General features: G+C 46.1%; 17 protein-coding genes. 10 read left to right on the top strand and 7 right to left on the bottom strand.

The genetic code is table 11. The annotated features are described in order from the left end of the window. The first annotated feature begins 49 nt into the window (after positions 1-49). The 4 genes from DP923_RS02830 (at position 50) to DP923_RS02815 (ending at position 3,597) form a co-directional block, all read left to right on the top strand. Entirely contained in the window at positions 50-568 is a 519-nt protein-coding gene (locus DP923_RS02830) for a transposase (RefSeq protein ID WP_112304145.1), read from the top strand. A 164-nt stretch (positions 569-732) separates the two neighbouring features. Then, complete coding sequence (locus DP923_RS02825; protein ID WP_112304143.1) at positions 733-1,872, top strand: sensor histidine kinase; 1,140 nt, start codon at positions 733-735, stop codon at positions 1,870-1,872. Between the two features lie 2 nt (positions 1,873-1,874). Next, on the top strand, positions 1,875-2,573 hold the full coding sequence (locus tag DP923_RS02820) for a LytR/AlgR family response regulator transcription factor (RefSeq protein WP_112304141.1): 699 nt from the start codon (positions 1,875-1,877) through the stop codon (positions 2,571-2,573). Between the two features lie 229 nt (positions 2,574-2,802). Continuing rightward, positions 2,803-3,597 (top strand): alpha/beta fold hydrolase, encoded by a 795-nt coding sequence (locus DP923_RS02815; protein ID WP_112304139.1) that lies wholly within the window; start codon positions 2,803-2,805, stop codon positions 3,595-3,597. Between the two features lie 124 nt (positions 3,598-3,721). On the opposite strand, the gene DP923_RS02810 is transcribed toward DP923_RS02815, so the two are convergent. Together DP923_RS02810 and DP923_RS02805 are read right to left on the bottom strand one after the other, a co-directional pair. Beyond that, complete coding sequence (locus tag DP923_RS02810) at positions 3,722-4,360, bottom strand: hypothetical protein (RefSeq protein ID WP_112304137.1); 639 nt, start codon at positions 4,358-4,360, stop codon at positions 3,722-3,724. A gap of 88 nt (positions 4,361-4,448) precedes the next feature. Further along, complete coding sequence (locus DP923_RS02805; RefSeq protein WP_112304135.1) at positions 4,449-5,504, bottom strand: J domain-containing protein; 1,056 nt, start codon at positions 5,502-5,504, stop codon at positions 4,449-4,451. A gap of 643 nt (positions 5,505-6,147) precedes the next feature. Here DP923_RS02805 and DP923_RS02800 point away from each other — a divergent pair. Together DP923_RS02800 and DP923_RS02795 are read left to right on the top strand one after the other, a co-directional pair. Further along, positions 6,148-7,029: an ATP-grasp fold amidoligase family protein gene (locus DP923_RS02800; protein WP_165838134.1), complete on the top strand. Its 882-nt coding sequence runs from the start codon at positions 6,148-6,150 to the stop codon at positions 7,027-7,029. A gap of 97 nt (positions 7,030-7,126) precedes the next feature. Further along, a complete protein-coding gene (locus DP923_RS02795; protein WP_112304131.1) occupies positions 7,127-7,654 on the top strand; it encodes a DUF2911 domain-containing protein in 528 nt (175 codons plus the stop codon). A 92-nt stretch (positions 7,655-7,746) separates the two neighbouring features. Here the strand turns inward: DP923_RS02795 and DP923_RS02790 are convergent, their stop codons facing one another. Beyond that, complete coding sequence (locus DP923_RS02790) at positions 7,747-8,385, bottom strand: hypothetical protein (RefSeq protein ID WP_112304128.1); 639 nt, start codon at positions 8,383-8,385, stop codon at positions 7,747-7,749. Between the two features lie 174 nt (positions 8,386-8,559). Here DP923_RS02790 and DP923_RS02785 point away from each other — a divergent pair, with 174 nt between their 5' ends. The 4 genes from DP923_RS02785 (at position 8,560) to DP923_RS02770 (ending at position 13,401) form a co-directional block, all read left to right on the top strand. Continuing rightward, positions 8,560-9,357, top strand: a complete 798-nt coding sequence (locus DP923_RS02785; protein ID WP_112304126.1) for an SDR family NAD(P)-dependent oxidoreductase — start codon at positions 8,560-8,562, stop codon at positions 9,355-9,357. 142 nt (positions 9,358-9,499) lie between these two features. Further along, positions 9,500-9,997, top strand: coding sequence for a YajQ family cyclic di-GMP-binding protein (locus DP923_RS02780; RefSeq protein WP_112304124.1), 498 nt, complete (start codon positions 9,500-9,502; stop codon positions 9,995-9,997). A gap of 166 nt (positions 9,998-10,163) precedes the next feature. Continuing rightward, positions 10,164-10,931 (top strand): TerC family protein, encoded by a 768-nt coding sequence (locus tag DP923_RS02775; RefSeq protein ID WP_112304122.1) that lies wholly within the window; start codon positions 10,164-10,166, stop codon positions 10,929-10,931. Between the two features lie 127 nt (positions 10,932-11,058). Continuing rightward, positions 11,059-13,401 carry a M20/M25/M40 family metallo-hydrolase gene (locus DP923_RS02770; protein ID WP_239020914.1) on the top strand — a complete coding sequence of 781 codons (2,343 nt, stop codon included), beginning with the start codon at positions 11,059-11,061 and terminating at the stop codon, positions 13,399-13,401. A 465-nt stretch (positions 13,402-13,866) separates the two neighbouring features. Here DP923_RS02770 and DP923_RS02765 read toward each other — a convergent pair whose 3' ends face one another. The 4 genes from DP923_RS02765 to DP923_RS02750 all read right to left on the bottom strand — a co-directional run bounded on the left by DP923_RS02765 (position 13,867) and on the right by DP923_RS02750 (position 19,060). Next, complete coding sequence (locus DP923_RS02765; RefSeq protein ID WP_112304120.1) at positions 13,867-14,526, bottom strand: hypothetical protein; 660 nt, start codon at positions 14,524-14,526, stop codon at positions 13,867-13,869. 164 nt (positions 14,527-14,690) lie between these two features. Further along, the gene (locus DP923_RS02760; protein ID WP_112304118.1) at positions 14,691-15,704 is read right to left on the bottom strand and encodes a dipeptidase; all 1,014 of its coding nucleotides are present in this window, start codon (positions 15,702-15,704) and stop codon (positions 14,691-14,693) included. Positions 15,705-15,772: 68 nt separating this feature from the next. Then, positions 15,773-18,262: an outer membrane beta-barrel family protein gene (locus tag DP923_RS02755; protein WP_112304116.1), complete on the bottom strand. Its 2,490-nt coding sequence runs from the start codon at positions 18,260-18,262 to the stop codon at positions 15,773-15,775. Positions 18,263-18,520: 258 nt separating this feature from the next. Beyond that, positions 18,521-19,060, bottom strand: coding sequence for an RNA methyltransferase (locus DP923_RS02750; RefSeq protein WP_112304114.1), 540 nt, complete (start codon positions 19,058-19,060; stop codon positions 18,521-18,523). Positions 19,061-19,145: the final 85 nt, after the last annotated feature.

Here is a 19,145-nt window from a genome sequence, read left to right as displayed (position 1 = left end):
AGGTCGCGACCTGTCCCTACAAATGCGTTTAATACACGTACACTTTTTTATGAAATGGCCGGATCGAAAACTGAACAGGTTGGGTGATTTTGACTACAACCGCGATGCTTTATACTTTGTAACATCCTGTGTAAAAGACAAAACTTGTGTTTTTGGTGGCGTAGTAAACGAAGAAATGCAGCTGAATGCCTACGGCCGCATAGCAGCGCGGCAATGGGATTGGCTGGCAGAACAATATCCTTATGTGCTGTTACACGCTTTTGTGGTGATGCCGAATCACGTGCATGGTATTCTTGAAATTGATCGCGACCTGTCCGCGCAACGGCCTGATGATGAAACAATTTATACTTCCAGAATAAACAAAATAAAATCCCTTTCTGAGTTGATGGGTGTTTATAAAACTACTACATCCAAACAGATTCGGGCAGCTGGTTTACCGGAATTCGCTTGGCAGCGGTCTTTTCATGACCATATTATCCGTCACGACAGAGCCTATTTTCTGATTAAAAATTACATTCTGAGTAACCCGCAAAAATGGAGGGAGGATGTGCTGTATCAGCAAATGTAAACCGGCAGCCCTTTTGTAAAAAATCACAAGGGCTTTAGAGGATAAACATACTTTGGCTACAGATGGTAAATATAACAACCGTTCATATATAAAAAGAAGACGTTCGTACACCGGATGAGGTAATATTTGAAGAGACTGGTAGCTTTAGATCAAAATAAAAGCCGATGAACAAGTTATCTTTTCTGAACAAACACCGCGAACTACTGCTGCACCTGACTTTCTGGATTGTAGTGGTAGCTGTAGTTATACTTCAAAATCAACCCTCCACCTTCTCAGGTGATGAATTTTCGGGAGAGGAACTGGAGGAAATGAGGCTGATGGAAACGTATGCCTCCCATGAAGCAATCTGGAACCTGGTGTTTCTGGCTTTCTTTAAAATCGTGTTCTTTTATGTTACCGTCTTCCTGATTTTTCCGAGGTATAAAGAAGCCGATAGTAAGTGGAAAATTATACTGCCGCTGCTGGTATGTTTTGGATGGTGTTTTACCGCTGAAGTGCTAATCTTTTACTTAGTGGAATATGATATCCTCCGGTTAAATACAAACGACGAATATTCTTTTAACTTGCAGTATGAGATTATAAACAACGGTTTGCTTCCCTTTGTAGCTGTATTTATACTTGCTTTCGGGTACTGGGCCAGCAAGCAATGGCTGCGGCAGAAGGAGGGGTTAGAGAAACTGGATGTAACAGTAGCGGAACTGGCGTTGCTCAAAAATCAGGTTAACCCGCACTTCCTGTTCAACACCCTAAACAACCTGTTCTCGATGGCGATCGAGAAAAACGCTGACGAGCTTGCCCAAAGTATAGCTCAGCTTACACACCTGATGCGCTACTCTATTTACGAAAGCAACACGCCCTTCATAGAGCTTTACCGCGAAGTAGAATACATCGAAAACTACATAAAACTACAGAAATTGCGCTTTACCGGCGACGAATCTATCACGATTAAGTTTGAAGTGGACGGCGACCTGCAGCATGTGCGGATCTCACCGATGCTCCTCATTAATTTTGTGGAAAACGCTTTCAAACACGGCATCAGCTTGAAACAGGAATCTTTTATTTTGATCGAGCTCCGCACTACAGAAAATAATTTATACTTTACAGTTGAGAATTCTATTTACAGGCAAAACACCACATCATCGGTAAAACATGCCGGGTTTGGTCTGGAGCACGTAAAAAAGTTGCTGCAACTGCAGTACCCGGACCGCCATATGTTAACCATAACCGAGCAGGATAATGTGTACAAGTCTGAGCTGCGCCTTGATCTGCAGAAAACGAAAGTCGAAATAACCGCTCTGCAATAACCATGAAATGCATTGCCATAGACGATGAGCCCAAAGCGCTGGCAGTTGTAGCCCATTACGCTGCCAAAGTGCCTTCCCTGGAGCTGGTGAAAACTTTCCGGAGCAGCATTGATGCGCTGCATTTTGTAAACAACGAGCCTGTCGATCTTATCTTCCTGGATATTAACATGCCCGACCTGACCGGGATAGAGTTTCTGAGAGCGCTGCCTAACCCGCCTATGATCATTTTTACAACGGCTTATTCGGAGTATGCCGTGGAAGGGTACGAATGGGAGGCTGTAGGGTATTTGCTGAAGCCCATCGATTTTCAGAAGTTTATAAAAGCAGTTAGTAAAGCCGAAACCCTCTTCCGGTTAAAAAGCAGGCAGCCAGAGCATGCAGCTACACGCGCTACAGACGGAACCATACTTGTAAAAAGCGGCATCCAGACGTACCAGCTCAAACTAAGCGATATTTTATACTTGGAAGCAGCAGGCAATTATGTAACATTCGTGACGCGCGAGAAAAAAGTAATTACCCTGAACAGCCTCTGCGAAACGCTGAAACTGTTGCCGCCCGGCAAGTTCCTCCGGATCCATAAATCCTTTGTAGTAGCGCTTGCCCACATCGAGGTGATCGAAAGCTACCAGGTAAAAGTGGCAGGTACAGAGCTGCCAGTGGGCAGAACCTACCGGGAGGTATTACACGGCATTCTGAAATAATTTGCTTGTAATTTCGGGCCCTGTATCATCCATCAACATCACTTTCATCAGACTTTATACTTTTACAAGTATGATTATCTGTTATAATCAAGCTCTTTTTAATCCCAAAAATTGATCTTGCAAATTCTTAATATTCAACCTTTTCGTATTATATTAGCAAATGCATTTTGGGGTTGAAAGCTATATTTTAATATTTGTATATTTCATATAGCGATAAGAGTTTGAAGCAATGGATGTGATCAAAAGAAATAATGTGAAGTTATTTGGGCGTGGGGAACAAACGATCATGTTTGGGCATGGGTTTGGCTGCGACCAGAATATGTGGCGCTTTGTAACGCCTGCATTTCAGCAGCAATATAAAATCCTGCTTTTCGACCATGTAGGTTCCGGCGACTCCGATACAGCGGCCTACGATAAAAATAAGTATAATTCGCTTAGAGGCTATGCCGCCGATGTAGTAGAAATATGCGCTGCCCTTGATCTGGAAGAAGTTATCTTTGTAGGGCATTCGGTTGGCAGCATGATAGGTGTACTGGGTGCTTTGCAGGAGCCGGAGCTTTTTAAGAAACTGATTCTGATCGGGCCATCGCCTTGCTACATAAACGATGCGGATTATTTTGGCGGATTCGAGCGGGCAGATGTTTTATCGATGCTGGATTACATGGAAAACGATTATTTTTCCTGGGCCAGTTCGTTTGCGCCGCTTATTATGGGCAACCCCGATAACCCATCGTTAGGCGAAGAACTTATACAAAGCTTTTGTAACACAGATACTGAAATCACAAAGCACTTCGCTAAAGTTGCTTTCCTTTCTGATAACCGCCCAGACTTGCTTAAACTGGAAACAGAATCACTGATCATGCAGTGTTCCAAAGATATTATTGCGCCTACCGAAGTTGGAAACTACATGCACAAGGCCATAAAAAAATCAACTTTCGTAGAGTTAAAAGCTACCGGCCATTGCCCCAACCTCAGCTCACCTTTAGAAATTATTGAGGTGATGGAAAATTACCTGCATGCTTAGGCTAACGTACCTGCGTTAAAGCCTGCTCCGTTAAAAAATAGTTGCTTTTGCTTACACAGCTATACCTGCTGCCTGCATCATACTTCAGGCGGCAGTATAGCTGTGTAAGCAAAAGTGATGTTGCCTAGCGGGTAGCATCAAAAGGTATAAACCGGCCTTTCTGCAGTACATACAGCGTGGTGCGGTTTTCTTCCATTATCGAGATGCCATCGGTTTGCAGCGGCACTTGTTTACGGCTGCGGTTGTCGCGTACCAGCGAATCCTGAGGGGCAAGTTTTAATTGATAGGTGCTGTACCAGGCGTTATTTAGTTTCGTTGCCGGATAAGCAGCCACTTTCATTTCGCGGGGCTGGTTCCTGTAATCCAGGTAGGCAAGTATATGGATCGAGTCGCCTTGTTGCACCTGTACGGCATAATCCTGAGAGCCTTTGCCATTAAAGTTGCCATACAAGTATACCGGGTTGCCTGTTTGGGTTGTTTTGTTTGATAAGGCCTGATCGGTTAGGTTTGCCAGGCGGGCCTGCGGCTGGTACCGCTTCAGCAAGTTGGTGAGTGTATCAGGTACAGGAAACATAATATTCCCTTCATTTGTAGCTTGTGCTACACTATCAACGGAGGCTTTGGTGGCAGAATCTATTTGCGTTTCTATCAGTTCATCGCTGGCAGGGCTATTGTAGTTGCCATCAGCCGAGTCGGAGTTGCAGCCAGAGAGGCCTAACAAACCGAGAGAAGCAATAATGGCATATGTGTGGTATATCTTCATAATTTTATGTAATAAGTTGCTACACCTACGCCTACGTGTGCGCTACCTGAAATGATCCTCGTTCATTCAGAAAAAAGGCAGGTTAAGCTTAACGCATGTTCTTCAGCAGCACTTTCACCTGCTGTGGGTCGTGGAGTTCTTTCAGTTCCTGTTTAAGCTGAGCCAAGGTTTGCAGTAAGCTTTCTTTTGTTTGTTTAAACCGTTGGTCCATTTGTTTTGGGGTGCCGCTGTAAAGGTCAAAGTGGTCGGGGTCGGTGCCATACTTAAATTCGTGTAGTTTTTCCTGCAGTTCTTTTATCTGCTCGTCCAGAATGTTAAGGTAAAAGCCCAGTTGTTCCTCTGGGAGTTTAGCTAAAGGATTATTCTGGCGCTGCATAAACTCCATCTGCAACCGCAGCAGTTCAAAAAAATCGTCGTTGTGGTAGGCGTTGGTTACCTGTTTCATGGCTTCCTCTTTCCAGGCGCGCGCTTCCGGGTTCTGTTCTGTATCGGGATGCAGTTGCTTGGCCAGGTCGGTGTACACGCGGCGGCTGGCTTTGCTGATGTTGCTGAGCGCTTCCTTCACCTGCTTTTCTTTTACCTGCTGTGCTTTGGTTTTGCGGTTGGCCTGCCGGTTTCGTTTCTCCTGGTCGCGTTGCGCTGTTTCGTTATCCAGGTGTGCCTGCATTTCTTCAGGCGATAAGTTTTCCCAGTCTATTTCTGGTGCTGCAGGTTCGGGTTTGCCTTGTGGCTGTTCCTGTTCGGTTATACTTTCAGCATAGGGGTGCCTGGCATATTTATCGTGCAGCGGCAACAGTTCGGTTTTTCCGTAATTCCTGATCAGTGAAGCGGCAAGGGATTCGATTAAACTGGCGAGTTTTACTTTTTCCCGTTTCCCGAATACGGGCTGCTCATACGCCGCATCAAGCAAGTATAAAAGTTCCAGCCGTTTTGCTATCAGTTGGTCGGTCAGGGGTTGCAGTTCGTTTTGGATGCGGTGGCGTGCCAGGGCTATACTTACTTCACGCGCAATCAAATCCTGCTTCAGCGCATCTATTTGCTGGATTTTGCGGTTAAAGGCAGTTTGTAAGTTAGTAAGCTCCTGCTGGTCCGGTGCACTTATCTGAGGTAAAAATATGCGAGCGGGTGCAGTAGCTTTTGGCATAGGGGAAAATATTGGTAAGAAAGTAATTAAAAGTATAAAACGTAGCCATAAAGCATTTGTGTACAAAGTTAACACCTCATCGCAACAACAGATTAAAGCCTATTACCTTTGTAGCTGTAAATAATTAGGCAATCAGGTTAAAATTTTTAATATTGATATAGATGTTTTTTTAAATATAGCGTATTACAAATAAATAAGGGCTGTGTATTGTTGTGTAAAATAACGATTCCAGGCAGCGTTTATTCAATTTTAGATTGCCGTACGCCGTTTAATAAAAGGTCTGGCTTTGTATAGTAATAATCTTTTATATAAATTTAAGTCTATTCTTGTATATCCGGATATTTCTTAAAATCAACGTCGGATGAAAATTATTCAAGTTTTAGAGAGGGATTCTAAGCAAATTATATGACGTAAGGTATAAGCGCATTTATAACATGTAGTAGCTTTTATGTGATTGTATCGGTGAAGGAATATAAGACGTTCAGACAATACAAGTAGTAAAGTGAAGTTATAAGCACTGTTCGCACGTATGTTAAAGCCCAGAATAGGTATCGGTTTTAGAAAATGGCTATATACCATATCAGAGACAACAGGCTTTAGCACGATTGATTTTAATAAAATATTTAATACAAACTTTATCACTATGAAATCCTTCATAGGTAAAAAAATTCGCTCTGTAATTAGCTCATTTCCAAACCGGAAAGAAAGCGAATTTACCAAACGCATCAGACGCAGACACAAAATATTCTGGGAAGCGCCTAATGCGGAAGTTATTCGTAATACCCACATGAGTGCCAGCGACCCGATCGAAAAGTGGATGGATGTTGAGAACTGGCAGCGTAAATTAAGCAATAAGCACAACTCCAGAGAGTTTGCAAAAATGCATGGTTGCCGCGTGGCAGAACTGTACTGGCGTGGCCGTAACGTAAAAGATATTCCTTTTGATAAGTTACCAGAGCATTACGTAATCAGGCCAACCATTGGGTACTCGTGCGGAATGGTGTTTGTGATGCAGAAAGGCGTAAACCTACTGGATAAAAAGCCATATGGCATCCAAGAGCTGCAGGCAGAAATGAGCCGTGCAGTAGAAGAGAATCCCTATTTAGAGTTTCTGGTAGAGGAGTTTGTGCGCACCGAGAAAGGAGAATACAACCTGCCCGATGATTACAAAATCTATACTTTTAACGGCGAGATCGCCTCTATCCGGCTTATAAACAGGGTAGGGGTGCGCAAAGGCTTTTTCGGTACATATGATGCAGACTGGAACGAGATAGAAATTGATAATACAAGTTACCCGGCCGGCAGTTACCAGGAGCCTCCTGCCTGCCTGGAAGAAATGGTGGCATGTGCTAAAAGGTTAAGCAAAGCATATGGCATTTTTGTTAGAATAGACTTTTATGCAACTGACAAAGGCGCTGTTTTCGGGGAATTTACACCTACGCCTACTATGGGCTATGGCTATACCACCAATGCAAGCAAAAAATACGAAGCCTACTGGGATAAGTATTGTGCCGGTATGATCTAGTCTCAACGAAAGTATAGTTTTAAATAAAAATACCGGGCAGAGACAACATTCTAGCTAAAATTTAGTTTTATATAAGAATATAAATAAATTAAAAGGTATGAAAAACAAACGCATATTTCCGGTGATGATGCTCCTTATGGCTTGTCTGCTGATGAGCACTACTGTTTGGGCACAAACTGCCAAGCCAAAAGCAAGTCCGGCTACAACAGCTACGGGCAAAATAGGAGATGCTACTGTTACCATTAATTACAGCAGCCCGTCGGTTAAAGGCCGTACAATTTGGGGCGATCTGGTACCCTACAACAAAGTATGGAGAGCCGGCGCAAACGAAGCAACAACGCTAACAGTGGATAAAGATGTGATGGTTGAGGGCAAAGCGTTGCCGGCCGGTACCTACAGCGTATATGCCATCCCAACAGAAAAAGACTGGACCATGATCTTTAACAAAACGGCCAAGCAATGGGGCACCAATTACGACGAAAAACAGGATGCGCTGCGTGTTACCGTAAAACCTCGTAAAGCCGCCGCACTTAACGAAAGCCTGAAGTATGATGTAACAGGCCAGGGCATTGTGCTGAAGTGGGAGAACATGGAAATACCTGTGGCGATCACAGCTAAAAAATAAGCTAACAGCTACCCATAAAACGCAAGAAGGCCATACTTTAATAGTATGGCCTTCTTGCGTTTTAAGCCGTTTCTGAAGCAGCAACTGATACGTTATTCGGCAGCCTGGTTGGTGGCGATAACTTTAAAATGCAGGTCGTTGCCGAGGCTATACACGATGCTCCGGAATCCGCCTGACGGCGTGCTGTTGGGGTCAGAATCCAGGTATACAGGAAAGGTGCGGGTAAGGCGTCCTTCTTTTATTTCAAATTCATCGTGGCCCATGTAGCCTTTACTTTGCGCCTCTGTCAGTTCAGGTAATTGCAAAGCGCCCCAATACTGGTTATCGAACTCGTAGCCGTATAATTTGCCGTAGCTTCCGGTGCCGGCACCGGTTACAAACACTAGCAGCTCCGGCTTTTTATTATTGTTGAGGTCGGTGGTTACGGTGCTTTCTACGGTTCCTTCCAACTGCTCATCAATCCGGACCGGGTCGAGGCCGGGGCGCTCTACGCTAATGGCCAGGCTGCGCATGGTGCCTTCGCCGGTCGTCCGGATATCGAAGCGCATACCACCACTTTCAAGCTGCTCCTGGTAACTAATGGTGTTATCGGTTTGGGTTGGCGCCGCCGGGGTTGTGTCGGTCGGTTCTTCGGTTGGGTTGGCGGCAGCGCCGGTTTCCGTTGGGGCTTCGCTGGTGCAGGCACTCAGGCAAAGTATAAAAGCAAGTATAGAATAGGTTCTTTTTTTCATGAGGATCGTTATTTAACCTGCATACGAAGTATAACTACAGAGGTACAGTATAAAGTAAGACAGCAAAAGACAAAGTATAAAATCAAAGTATAAGATACAGCAAACCTCTCTGCAGAAAATCAAAAGTTACGTAAAGAGTGGGGGAAGTATAAATTCAGCAATAACACAAAAGAAATGGCAAACCAAACACACCACTATACAGCCCTGATTACGGGCGCATCGGGCGGAATAGGCTACGAACTGGCAGAACTTTTTGCACGCGACGGCCACAACTTAATATTGGTGGCACGCTCCGGAGACAAACTCGAAAAAATGGCAATGCAGTTTGCCATCAAGTATAAAGTATACACCAAAGTGCTGGTACAGGATCTGGCTGCGCCGGATGCAGCAGCGCAGGTTTTTGCCGCTTTGCAACAGGAAAGCATAACGGTGGATGTGCTTGTAAACAATGCAGGCTTCGGGAATTACGGCTATTTCCGGGAAACGGGCTGGCCTAAAGAACACGCCATGCTCGAACTGAACATTGTGGCGCTCACGCAGCTGAGCAAGCTTTTTCTGGCGCAGTTACCTAAAGGCCGTGCAGGCAAAATCCTGAACATAGCGTCGGTAGCGTCGTTTTTGCCGGGCCCGATGATGGCGGTATACTATGCCAGCAAAGCATATGTACTGTCGTTTTCGGAAGCGCTGGCAGCCGAGTTGGCAGATGAAAATATAACCGTAACCGTACTTTGCCCCGGCGCCACCAACACCGATTTTAAGGACCGCGCCAACCTCGATGGCTCAGCTCCTTTCAACGAAAAAGGCATGACCGATGCCCGCAGTGTGGCCGAAGCCGGCTATACAAGTATGATGGCCGGTAAAGTGGTCGCGTTTTCGGATGTGAAAAGTAACCTGCTGCCTTACATCGTAAACCTGACGCCACGGCCCTTGCTGCGCCGCCTCGTGAAGCTGGTGCAACAGAAACGTGGCTAAGCACACCGCACAAGGCGCAAGTATAAATTTATACTTCCGGAAAGTATAACGGCAACATATAGCTATTCAATAATTAACAATTTAGAATAACTTTGTTGCCTTTCACGCGTCTTAACTTAAATCTAAAACCAAAACAAGAACTATGGCATCTTTCGATATTGTAAGTAAAGTTGATCCGCAGATCATGGATAACGCCGTAAACACAGCACGTAAAGAGATCATGAACCGTTACGATTTCCGTGATACCAAAGGCACACTCGAATACGATAAGAAATCAAGTGAAGTACACATCAGCATGGAAAACGAAATGCGCCTGCAGCATACCGAAGATGTACTGATCGGCAAAATGGTGAAGCAGGGCCTGGATGCCACCGCCCTCGATTTCTCAAAAGACCATTACCAGTCTGGCCCGATGGTGAAAAAAGACATCAAGGTAAAAGCCGGCATCGATAAGGAAACTTCCAAGAAGATCATGAAGCTCATCAAAGACGGCAAGCTCAAAGTATCGGCTGCTATCATGGATGAGACCATCCGGGTAACCGGCAAAAAGATCGACGACCTGCAGGAAGCCATCGGGCTGATGCGCGCCAACGCCGAAATGATCGGCATGCCGCTGCAGTTCGTGAACATGAAAAGCTAAGGTCTGGATTGTTAGTTGCTAATTGTTGATTGTTGGAAAGTATAATGTTAAAAATCCCGCTCAACAATAGTCTGAAACTTATTATTTATCACAGTTATTTTGCTGAATATCCGAAGGTTGAATTATCATTTAACAATCAGCAATAAACAATTAACAATTAAGCTATATGGAAATTTTCGCTAATCCGGATACCTGGATCAGTTTACTGACACTTACCTTTATGGAAGTGGTACTTGGTATTGATAACATCGTGTTTATCTCCATTATTGTGGCCAGGTTGCCAAAAGAGCAGCAAGCAAAAGGGCGTACCATCGGGTTGTTACTGGCACTTGTTTTCAGGGTGATCCTGTTACTTTTCATCAGCACCATAGTACAGGCCAAAGAGCCGCTGTTTACACTCGATCTGCCGTTTACCGATGGCGAACTGGCCGTTTCGTGGCGCGATATTATCTTGTTTGCCGGTGGTTTGTTCCTGCTTGCTAAAAGTACCACCGAGATACATAATAAGCTGGAAGGCGAAGAAGAGCATCATACAACCGGCAAAGCAACCACTACGCTGGGCAAAATCCTGATCCAGATCATCCTGATTGATATCGTGTTCTCCTTCGACTCTATTTTAACGGCTGTCGGGCTGGTAGACCATGTCAGTATTATGATTATTGCTGTTATTATCTCGATGGTGATCATGCTGATATTCGCTAAAACGATCAGTGATTTTGTGAACAACCGCCCAACTGTAAAAATGCTGGCTTTGTCGTTCCTGCTCCTGATAGGCGTAATGCTGGTGGCTGAGGCCTTCCATGTAGAGATTCCGAAAGGCTATATTTACTTTGCCATGTTCTTCTCGCTGATGGTGGAAATGCTTAACTCGAAACTCCGCAAGAAAACCGAGCCGGTGCACCTGCGCCAAAGCGAGATCATAGACACAGAATAAAGCAGGCCATAAACGCCTGACGCATAAAAAGCGCTGCCAGCAACGGGCAGCGCTTTTTCTTTTTAAAGAGTAGCCCCGGAAGTATACAAGCCAAGTATAAAATGCTATTTTTATAGTACATTGATAAATGGGGACCCAGATTAAAACGATGCAGCTTCGGAATTATGGCATAGCAGCTTTTTTGCTGATGGCACTCACGGCCCTGGCCTTGCTAAGTATTTATGCCTTAACGCCTCCGGCTGTTGTACCGGCAAGTGCCCCTGCAACCGATTTTTCAGCGGAAAGAGCGATGCAGCATGTGCAACAGATTGCCCGAGCCCCCCATGCCATGGGCACCGCCGAACACGCCAAAGTACGCGATTACCTGGTAGCACAAATGCAGCAGCTTAACCTGAACCCGCAGGTGCAGCAGGCAACCGTTGTAAACGAAATGGGCAGCAGCGCATCGGTAGGACAGGTGTATAATGTGGTGGGTCGCTTAAAAGGTACAGGTAAATCCGGGAAAGCTGTTTTGCTAATGGCCCATTACGACTCGCAGCCAAACGCGCTTGGCGCCGGCGATGATGGTGCAGGCGTGGCAGCTTTGCTCGAAACAGCACGCGCACTACAACAGAGCAGCCCCTTACAGCACGATGTTATTTTTCTATTAACCGATGGAGAAGAGTATGGCCTGTTCGGGGCAAAAGCCTTCCGGGAAAAGCACCCATGGGCAAAGGTAGTAGCGCTGGTGCTGAACGTAGAGGCGCGCGGCAACACCGGCCCAAGTATGACTTTTGAGATGAGCCCCGGAAACGGCTGGGTGGCCCGCCAGTTCTTAAAAGCAGCGCCTTACCCGTATGCCAGCTCGCTGGCATATGAGATCTATAGCCGCATGCCCAACGATACCGATTTCACTGTTTTTAAAGAAGCAGGTGTTTCGGGTTTAAATTCCGCCTTTATAGATGGCTTCGTGCATTACCACAAAGCCACCGACTCGCCTGAAAACCTGAACCAAAACAGCCTGCAGCACCACGGCAGTAACCTGTTGGCATTAACCAGCCATTTTGCGAGCATCCCACTCAATAAAACAAAAGCACCTGATGCCGTATTTTTCAATGTAATTGGCAACTGGGCCGTTATTTACTCCGTCGGCCTGAACATACTTTGGGTGTCTTTGGCTACGCTGCTGTTGTTTGTTACGTTTCGGGTGGGCATCCGCAAAAGTGCCTTTACCATGAAGCAGGTTATACTTGGCTTTGGTTTATACGTGCTTTTGCTGGTAAGTATACTGGGGCTTTTTATGCCGATCAATACGTTTGTAAAGAGCCTGCTGCCCTACGCGCATGGGTACAACGGATTGTATAACGCAGATCTGTTTCTGCTGGCGTACCTGCTGCTCGCGCTTGGCCTTTTCCTGCTCCTGACCTGGGTTGTGCTTAAATGGATTCGGGTTTATGCGTTGCTGATGGGCGTATTTATACTTTGGTTTATCCTGATGAGCATGGTTTTTATCACCGTGCCATCGGCTACCTACGTGCTGCTTTTTCCGTTGCTGTTTAGCCTGGGCGGGATGCTGATTGTGCTGCTCCAGGAAATGCACCGTCAAACAAAGATTGATCTGAAGTATAGTTTGATCTTGCTGGCTGCTTCGGTGCCCGGCATACTTTTGTTGATGCCGCTGGTCGTGATTGTGTTTACCGCTTTTGAGCTGCAGTTGCCTGTTGGGCCGCTGACGCTTTTTGTGCTTTTGCTTGGCCTGCTTTTACCAATGTTGCTTGTTATTGAGCGGAGCTTTAGCTGGCATACTATTCCGTTGTTGCCATTGGTGTTGTTGCTGGCTGGTGCCCTCGAAATAATGCGTGCCGTACAAGCCGAGCAACCCTCCGAAAGGCAGCCGCTCCACAGCCACGTTAGCTATTACCAAAATGCCGATACCAACAAAGCATTCTGGGTATCAAACTTCCAGCGCACCGACAGCTGGAACGCACAATTCTTTACATCCTCCACAACAGCACCGCTCTCAGAAGTATACCCCATGGCCGAAAAAGTATACCTGAAAAACGCTGCTGACCTGCTTGCTATGCCAGCACCAACAGCAGAAGTGCTAACAGACTCCACTTCAGGAGGGGAAAGGTTTCTGACATTAAAATTAGCTACGAAACGTAATGCAGCACACCTGGAAGTGTTATTACAGTCCGATGAAAAAGCAGGTATTCAGGAGTTGAAAATTGACAGCGAACCGCTCCGCTTGCAACCAATCGTTACAAAAGAAGGCGCCTATTTATACTTCAGATATTATGGATTGCCTGTTTCTAAAGAAGCGATGCTGGAAATAAAACTTGCGGCAGGCGCTAAAGTTAAATTGCTGCTTTACGACCAAAGTATAGGGTTGCCACAAACGCTGGTTAAAACGCCAAAGCCTCCGCATGTTATTGCTGAGCAGGGCCGCGATAGTAATTTAACGGTTGTCCAGAAAACGTATGTTTTCTAAAGGTTAGGGGGAGTTATACTTTGAGTTTAAGTTTTTGCTGGCGTTGAAGATGCTTTCAACTTTTAAAGTATAAATTTCATTGTTAGCTTTTCGCCTCGCCGGCTAGGCCTTACTTTTTTGCTTGATGGATTAACCACCCCGCCTGCGGCACCCCTCCTTGAAAAAAGGAGGGGAGTTAGAACCGCTGAAGCCGTCTGCTTTGAACAGAAGTATACTTTATACTTGTGTAAAGTATAAATCGGCTGATTGAAGAGAAAAACTTATCCCAGTTCTTGGGTTGAGCGCCTTGTGAATTTCCGGTGCGCAGCAGCCGTTTTATAGAGGGCCCCTACCCCCGGCAGGGAATGAACACAGCGCGATGCCCGAGAACGAGTCCCAGCGGACTTGGAGCGTAAAAGCCAACCATACGACTTATACTTTAAAAGTTGGAAAGGCAGTACTTACGCCAGCAAAGTATAAAACCATCTACTTCCATAACTCAGACGCCTTACGCGCCATCCGAAAGAAAAGCTCACGCTCTAAACCGGCAACTTGCCGTGCTTCGGTTTCAGAATAACCGTTTTCTACCGCATTCAGGTAATCGTAGTAGAGTTGGGCCAGTTCCAGCGAATCATCTTCAAAGCAGCCGGTTATACTTCTGGTTGGCTTCTTTTCAGGGTCAAAAATTTTGGAAGGGTATAGTTTATCTAATTGATAGATCAGGTATTTCTGTTGCGTCTTGTTTTGCTTACCACCAAAAAGCTGTTCGATCGGAATGTCATCATCGTCCTCCTCAAACTCTTCCTCATCGTCCTCTACAGCTAGGGGCTCATATACAATAATGTCGTGGCCGGTAAGCTCCAGGTATTCGTTAAACTGCTCTTTTATCGGGATAACAGTGGGCGTGTCGTAAGGCTTGTTCAGGATGCCTGCCATGTGCAACGCAATCTCGTTGCCTTTTTCACCGGCCGCGATCAGGATCTGGTTAAACTGCGTGAAATCACAGCCCAGGTAAATGAACTTGTACTCATCATCCAGCACCGAAAAGCACCAGAGTGTAATAAACTCGGTATCGTCTATTACAACAGAATCGATGTAAAGCTCATTTATTTGAACGTAGTGCGGTGTATAGTCCAGAGCATCCATAGGCTATTTAGCTTAATTCTAACATAGAACAGTGGCTATACAAGTGGTGGTACAGAAACTGTTTCAGCGTATACGCAATTTTTCAAAACATGGCAGACAATCTATATATAAATTTTTGTTACCTGTTGCCAACTCCACGGGTAGTGTTAAGTAATGTAGTTTTTTTAAGACCAGATGCGTTCTATAAAGCGGGCGGCATTCTGGTAAGCAAGCTTGTGTACTTGTTGCTCGGGCAACAAGTCTTTCAGGCGGTTTAGGATATAATGATAACTGCTGGATGCCTGATCGTGCTCTTTAAAATAATACGGGTCCCGGGAAATATCGGTGCTGCCAAGCGTATAAAAATAATCGGCCCCAAAGCAGATAGCGTCTTCGGCTCCGTTGTTTATACCATATAAGATGTGCTGCACCAGTGCTTCCGGGTCGTCGTCGTTTACAAAAGCTCTCAGGAAATTCATGCCGATCAGGCCGTTGCGGCGGATAAGTTCCTGTGTCAGTTCATCAGGTAAGTTGCGGTTGTGGTGCCAAACCGGCCTGAAGTTAGAGTGGCTGGCCAGCAGCGGAATATCCAGTCGCTCCACATCTATGTGCCGCAATATATCATGCGCCAATGCATCGCTGGTATGCGACAAATCCACGGCTATCCGGCGACCGTGCAGGTAATCGAGCAGCATGCGGCCGTCGGTGGTAATGCCTTGCGTGGTGTTGTTTCCGCCGCCAAAGCGGTTGGCCGCATGGTGGGTAAAGCTGATGTAAAGTATAGTGCCGCATTCATCAATTATTTTTTCCAGCTTCTTGAAGCCATCTTCCAGCGGTTCGTCTTCTTCGCAAAAGCCCGAAGCGTTTTCGATGGCGGCTACCATGCCCACACGTTGGTCGGTGGTTTGTAATATCTGGTTAAGGCCGGCCGCATCTTTTATGGCAGTAAGGCAGTTTTCCGCTTCGGCTAGTTGCTTAAACATTTTACTTTGCAGACCTGCGTATTGTGTGCTGCCAGCTTCGGTGGGGCAGTAAATGGCCATTACCTGCAACTTCACGTTTCCTTCTGATAAGCGGGGCATCGAACAGCCAATGTCTTCAGCTTTGTCGGTGGCTGCGCCGGGTACGTCGGTTAAATATACCAGCAGGTCGCAGTGCGTATCAATGATCGGGAGGCGTGTGGCAGGTGTTTGCGTCATAAATAGTTAATTTCTTTACAGTTGGCTAAGGTATAAAACTTTAGGCTTATTTTTTTGGAATCAATTTCTTAGTTCATATCCTCGTCCAGGTCACCGCCTTGTTCTTCGCGTTGCGGACGGTTGCGCTGATTGTTACCATCAGAATTCAGGCGATAGGTAAAGCCCAAGTATAAAATGCGCGACTGCCGTTTATTATTGCTCTCCGACCGGAAATTATCGTTGAAACTCACAAAATTAAATTCGCGGGTATTAAAAATATCGGTCAGGCGCAGGTTAATGGTACCTCTTTTCTTGAGCACATCTTTTTTCAGGCCCAGGTCAGCGCTGAACATTTCTTCCATGCGGCCTTGTATCGTCACCATCGGCGCGCGGTAACTCCCGGAAAGTTGTATGTCGAGGTTCTTTAGGATGGTGGCCGTAGAGTTTAGTTTAGCGTTCCAGCTGAGCTGGCTATTACTAAGTTCCGTGTCGCCCCCTGCATCGTTCAGCTCTGTCTGGAAGCCGGTGACACCACCGTTCAGTTTCCACCAGTTGGTCAGGCTGTGCGTAGCAGATAATTCTACGCCGTAAGAGGTGCCGCTTGATAAATTCAGGAAGGTAGTTTCGGTGCGGTTAACCGGGTTGCCCTGCTCATCCAGTTCCGGTAAGCCATTCTCGCCCAACAAAGGCTGCACCGTCCGGAAGCGCTGAATCTGGTCGGTGGTGTGGCGGTAAAATGTCGTGATATTGAACGAAGAATTTCCCCAGTATTTCAGGTAGCCCAACTCCAGCGAGTTAATAAATTCGGGTTTCAGTTCCGGGTTTCCGTAATCCACATTATACTTATCGCTGAGGTCCACGAACGGGTCCAGGAAGCGGCTGCGCGGCCTGTTAATGCGGCGGCTGTAACTGAACTGTAGCTTGTTATCCGTGTTAAAATCTTTGGTAACAAACACACTCGGGAAAAGACTGAAATAGTTGTTCTCGAAGGGCGGCAGTTCCTGTGTAATCTGGTTGGCGGTGGTAATCGTTTGCTCGGCACGAAGCCCTAGTTGGTAGCTTATACTTTTGTACTTGTTGCTGTAGTTTCCGTAGGCAGCGTGCACTTGTTCATCATACACAAAATGGTTACTGATGAGGTTGTTGAACTGCCAGGTGTTGGTTTCATAATTAAAATCGAAAAAGCGCGCATCTGTATCGAGCTGCTGAATAGAACTGCGGAAACCGGCCTCTAAGCGGCTGTTTTCAGCCAATGGATGCACATAATCGGCCTGCGCCGTAAAGCGGGTATTGGCATCATCGGTTAGTGTGTTCTGTAGTTCGGGCAGTGTTTCGGCACCAAGTATAGATTCGAAATAATCCGTGTTTTCATCATCTACGTTGGTGTTGTACAAAACATCCGCTGTCAGTTCCTGTCCTTTTTTATCAAATGTCAGGCGATAACCCAATGTCAGATCGATGGCATTTTCGTTTTCCTGCTCGTTGGTGTTGCGTATTTCGGTGCTGTTCAGTAACCTGTTCTGGTCTAGGAAACGGGTGGTTACATTGTTTCTACCAGTGTCTTTGCCAAAGCGGTACAGCGCCGAAGCCGATATGGTTTGCCGGGGCGTCAGGTAATAATCAGCTCCAAAACGGAAGTTATGCGATACGTCGCGGCTATCCTGGTCGCTTTGCCTGTCCTGAAATGTAACCGGGCCGTTTTCGGGTGTGTAAGTAGTGAAGCTATTGCTGTTGCCGGGCCTGGTACGGTACCTGAAATCGTAGCCACTGTTTAGCTGCCATTTGTTGTAGCGGTAATTCAGGTTGAGCGAGGTGTTATAGTTATCGTAAGTGCCGGCGTTTACGGTAGCAGAGCCGTTAAAACCGGGTTTTTTCTCTTTTTTCAGGATGAGGTTGATGACGCCCGATGAGCCTTCCGGGTCAAACTTAGAAGAAGGGTTCGTGATCAGTTCTATACTTTCAATCAGGTTGGCCGGAATCTGATCCAGCGTCAGGTTAGCCAGCGATGAGCGTTTTCCATCTATCAGCACTGTTACGTTGGTGTTGCCGCGCAGGCTTACGTTGCCATCCACATCTACGGTTACGGCGGGTACGTTCTGCAAAACTTCAGCTACGGTTCCACTTTCTGCGGCAATATCCTGGCTTACATCCACTACTTTTTTATCGAGATCATACTGCACCAACGGGCGTTGGGCTGTAATTTCTACTTCGTTAAGGCGCGTGGCTGTTCCTTTTAACGCGATGGTGCCCACCGCAGCCTGCGGCGCGCTTGCCGAAAGTATAACATTGGGTATAAACCGGCTTGGGTAGCCTACCATCGAAATCCGAAGTATAAACCGGCCCATCGGCACCCGGTCCAGTAAAAATGTACCTTCTATATCCGAAGTAGCGCCCGTTACCAAACTCGAATCCGCAGCTGAAAGCAATACCACATTGGCAAACCCGAGCGGCGCGTTGGTGGCAGCATCGGTTAATTTGCCGCTTACCTTGCCAGAACCTGTTGGCTGCTGCGCCAGAAGTATAGCCGGGGATGCTAAAAACAGAAGTATAAAAAAGTATAATTTGCTCATCGGTTTCATAGTTTTAATCGTGTAAAAAGGCGCGAAAATGCTGGGCTTGCCAGATGCAGGTTTTTGTTAGTGGCGTAGAATGCTCTAAAATACTAACGCGATTACCTGAAGTATAAGACAGCCACTGAGCACTTTAGTTTAATTTTTTATACTTATTTTAGAAACCGGATGGAAAAGATGTGCTTCTGGATAAAACAAAAACAGGCAAAGCCTCCTCGCAATAAGGGAACTTTGCCTGTGCTTACTTTATACTTTAAAAGTATAGATTTATACTTCCTGGGACATTACTTTACTCAGGAAATCCCAGACTACTACACCTGTCGCTACCGAAATATTAAGCGAATGTTTGGTGCCGAACTGCGGAATCTCCAGCACAAAATCCGAATGGTTAATTACGTCCTGCTCCACGCCAAAAACCTCGTTGCCTAGCACCAGCGCATAAGCATGTCCCGTCTCCGGCTGAAAAGCATTCAGTTTTATACTTTGCTCGGCCTGCTCCACCGAACCGATTTTATAACTCTGAGCTTTTAATTCTTTTACCAGTTCCAAAGTATCGGGCACATGCTGCCATGCCACAGATTCGGTTGCGCCCAACGCAGTTTTCTCAATATCGCGGTGCGGAGGAGTGCCGGTAATGCCGCAGAGATAAATTTTCTCCACCATAAACGCATCGGCCGTCCGGAAAACAGAACCTACATTGTTCAGGCTTCGCACGTTATCAAGCACCAAGACTAACGGTATTTTTTTCTTATTTTTGAAGTCCTCAACCGAATCCCGGTTCAGGTCGTCCATGGATAGTTTACGCATTCTAAGTTAGATTTTAGACGCTAGACAATAGATGTTAGATTTAACGTTGTCTGCATTGCTGCAAAGGTCAGGCAGATAAGGCAGA

The organism is Pontibacter arcticus, from assembly GCF_003284895.1.
Taxonomy (GTDB): domain Bacteria; phylum Bacteroidota; class Bacteroidia; order Cytophagales; family Hymenobacteraceae; genus Pontibacter; species Pontibacter arcticus.
The sequence above is the reverse complement of the archived record's forward strand: the minus strand, read 5'-3'. Positions and strand labels throughout refer to the sequence as shown.

Bases quoted from the DNA above. Each gene is read 5' to 3' on its own strand.
- DP923_RS02785 (WP_112304126.1), top strand. From the start codon at position 8,560: ATGGCAAACCAAACACACCACTATACAGCCCTGATTACGGGCGCATCG.
- DP923_RS02820 (WP_112304141.1), top strand. From the start codon at position 1,875: ATGAAATGCATTGCCATAGACGATGAGCCCAAAGCGCTGGCAGTTGTA.
- DP923_RS02780 (WP_112304124.1), top strand. From the start codon at position 9,500: ATGGCATCTTTCGATATTGTAAGTAAAGTTGATCCGCAGATCATGGAT.
- DP923_RS02800 (WP_165838134.1), top strand. From the start codon at position 6,148: ATGAAATCCTTCATAGGTAAAAAAATTCGCTCTGTAATTAGCTCATTT.
- DP923_RS02750 (WP_112304114.1), bottom strand. From the start codon at position 19,060: ATGCGTAAACTATCCATGGACGACCTGAACCGGGATTCGGTTGAGGAC.
- DP923_RS02765 (WP_112304120.1), bottom strand. From the start codon at position 14,526: ATGGATGCTCTGGACTATACACCGCACTACGTTCAAATAAATGAGCTT.
- DP923_RS02755 (WP_112304116.1), bottom strand. From the start codon at position 18,262: ATGAAACCGATGAGCAAATTATACTTTTTTATACTTCTGTTTTTAGCA.
- DP923_RS02815 (WP_112304139.1), top strand. From the start codon at position 2,803: ATGGATGTGATCAAAAGAAATAATGTGAAGTTATTTGGGCGTGGGGAA.
- DP923_RS02775 (WP_112304122.1), top strand. From the start codon at position 10,164: ATGGAAATTTTCGCTAATCCGGATACCTGGATCAGTTTACTGACACTT.
- DP923_RS02790 (WP_112304128.1), bottom strand. From the start codon at position 8,385: ATGAAAAAAAGAACCTATTCTATACTTGCTTTTATACTTTGCCTGAGT.
- DP923_RS02795 (WP_112304131.1), top strand. From the start codon at position 7,127: ATGAAAAACAAACGCATATTTCCGGTGATGATGCTCCTTATGGCTTGT.
- DP923_RS02805 (WP_112304135.1), bottom strand. From the start codon at position 5,504: ATGCCAAAAGCTACTGCACCCGCTCGCATATTTTTACCTCAGATAAGT.
- DP923_RS02810 (WP_112304137.1), bottom strand. From the start codon at position 4,360: ATGAAGATATACCACACATATGCCATTATTGCTTCTCTCGGTTTGTTA.
- DP923_RS02830 (WP_112304145.1), top strand. From the start codon at position 50: ATGAAATGGCCGGATCGAAAACTGAACAGGTTGGGTGATTTTGACTAC.
- DP923_RS02825 (WP_112304143.1), top strand. From the start codon at position 733: ATGAACAAGTTATCTTTTCTGAACAAACACCGCGAACTACTGCTGCAC.
- DP923_RS02760 (WP_112304118.1), bottom strand. From the start codon at position 15,704: ATGACGCAAACACCTGCCACACGCCTCCCGATCATTGATACGCACTGC.
- DP923_RS02770 (WP_239020914.1), top strand. From the start codon at position 11,059: ATGGGGACCCAGATTAAAACGATGCAGCTTCGGAATTATGGCATAGCA.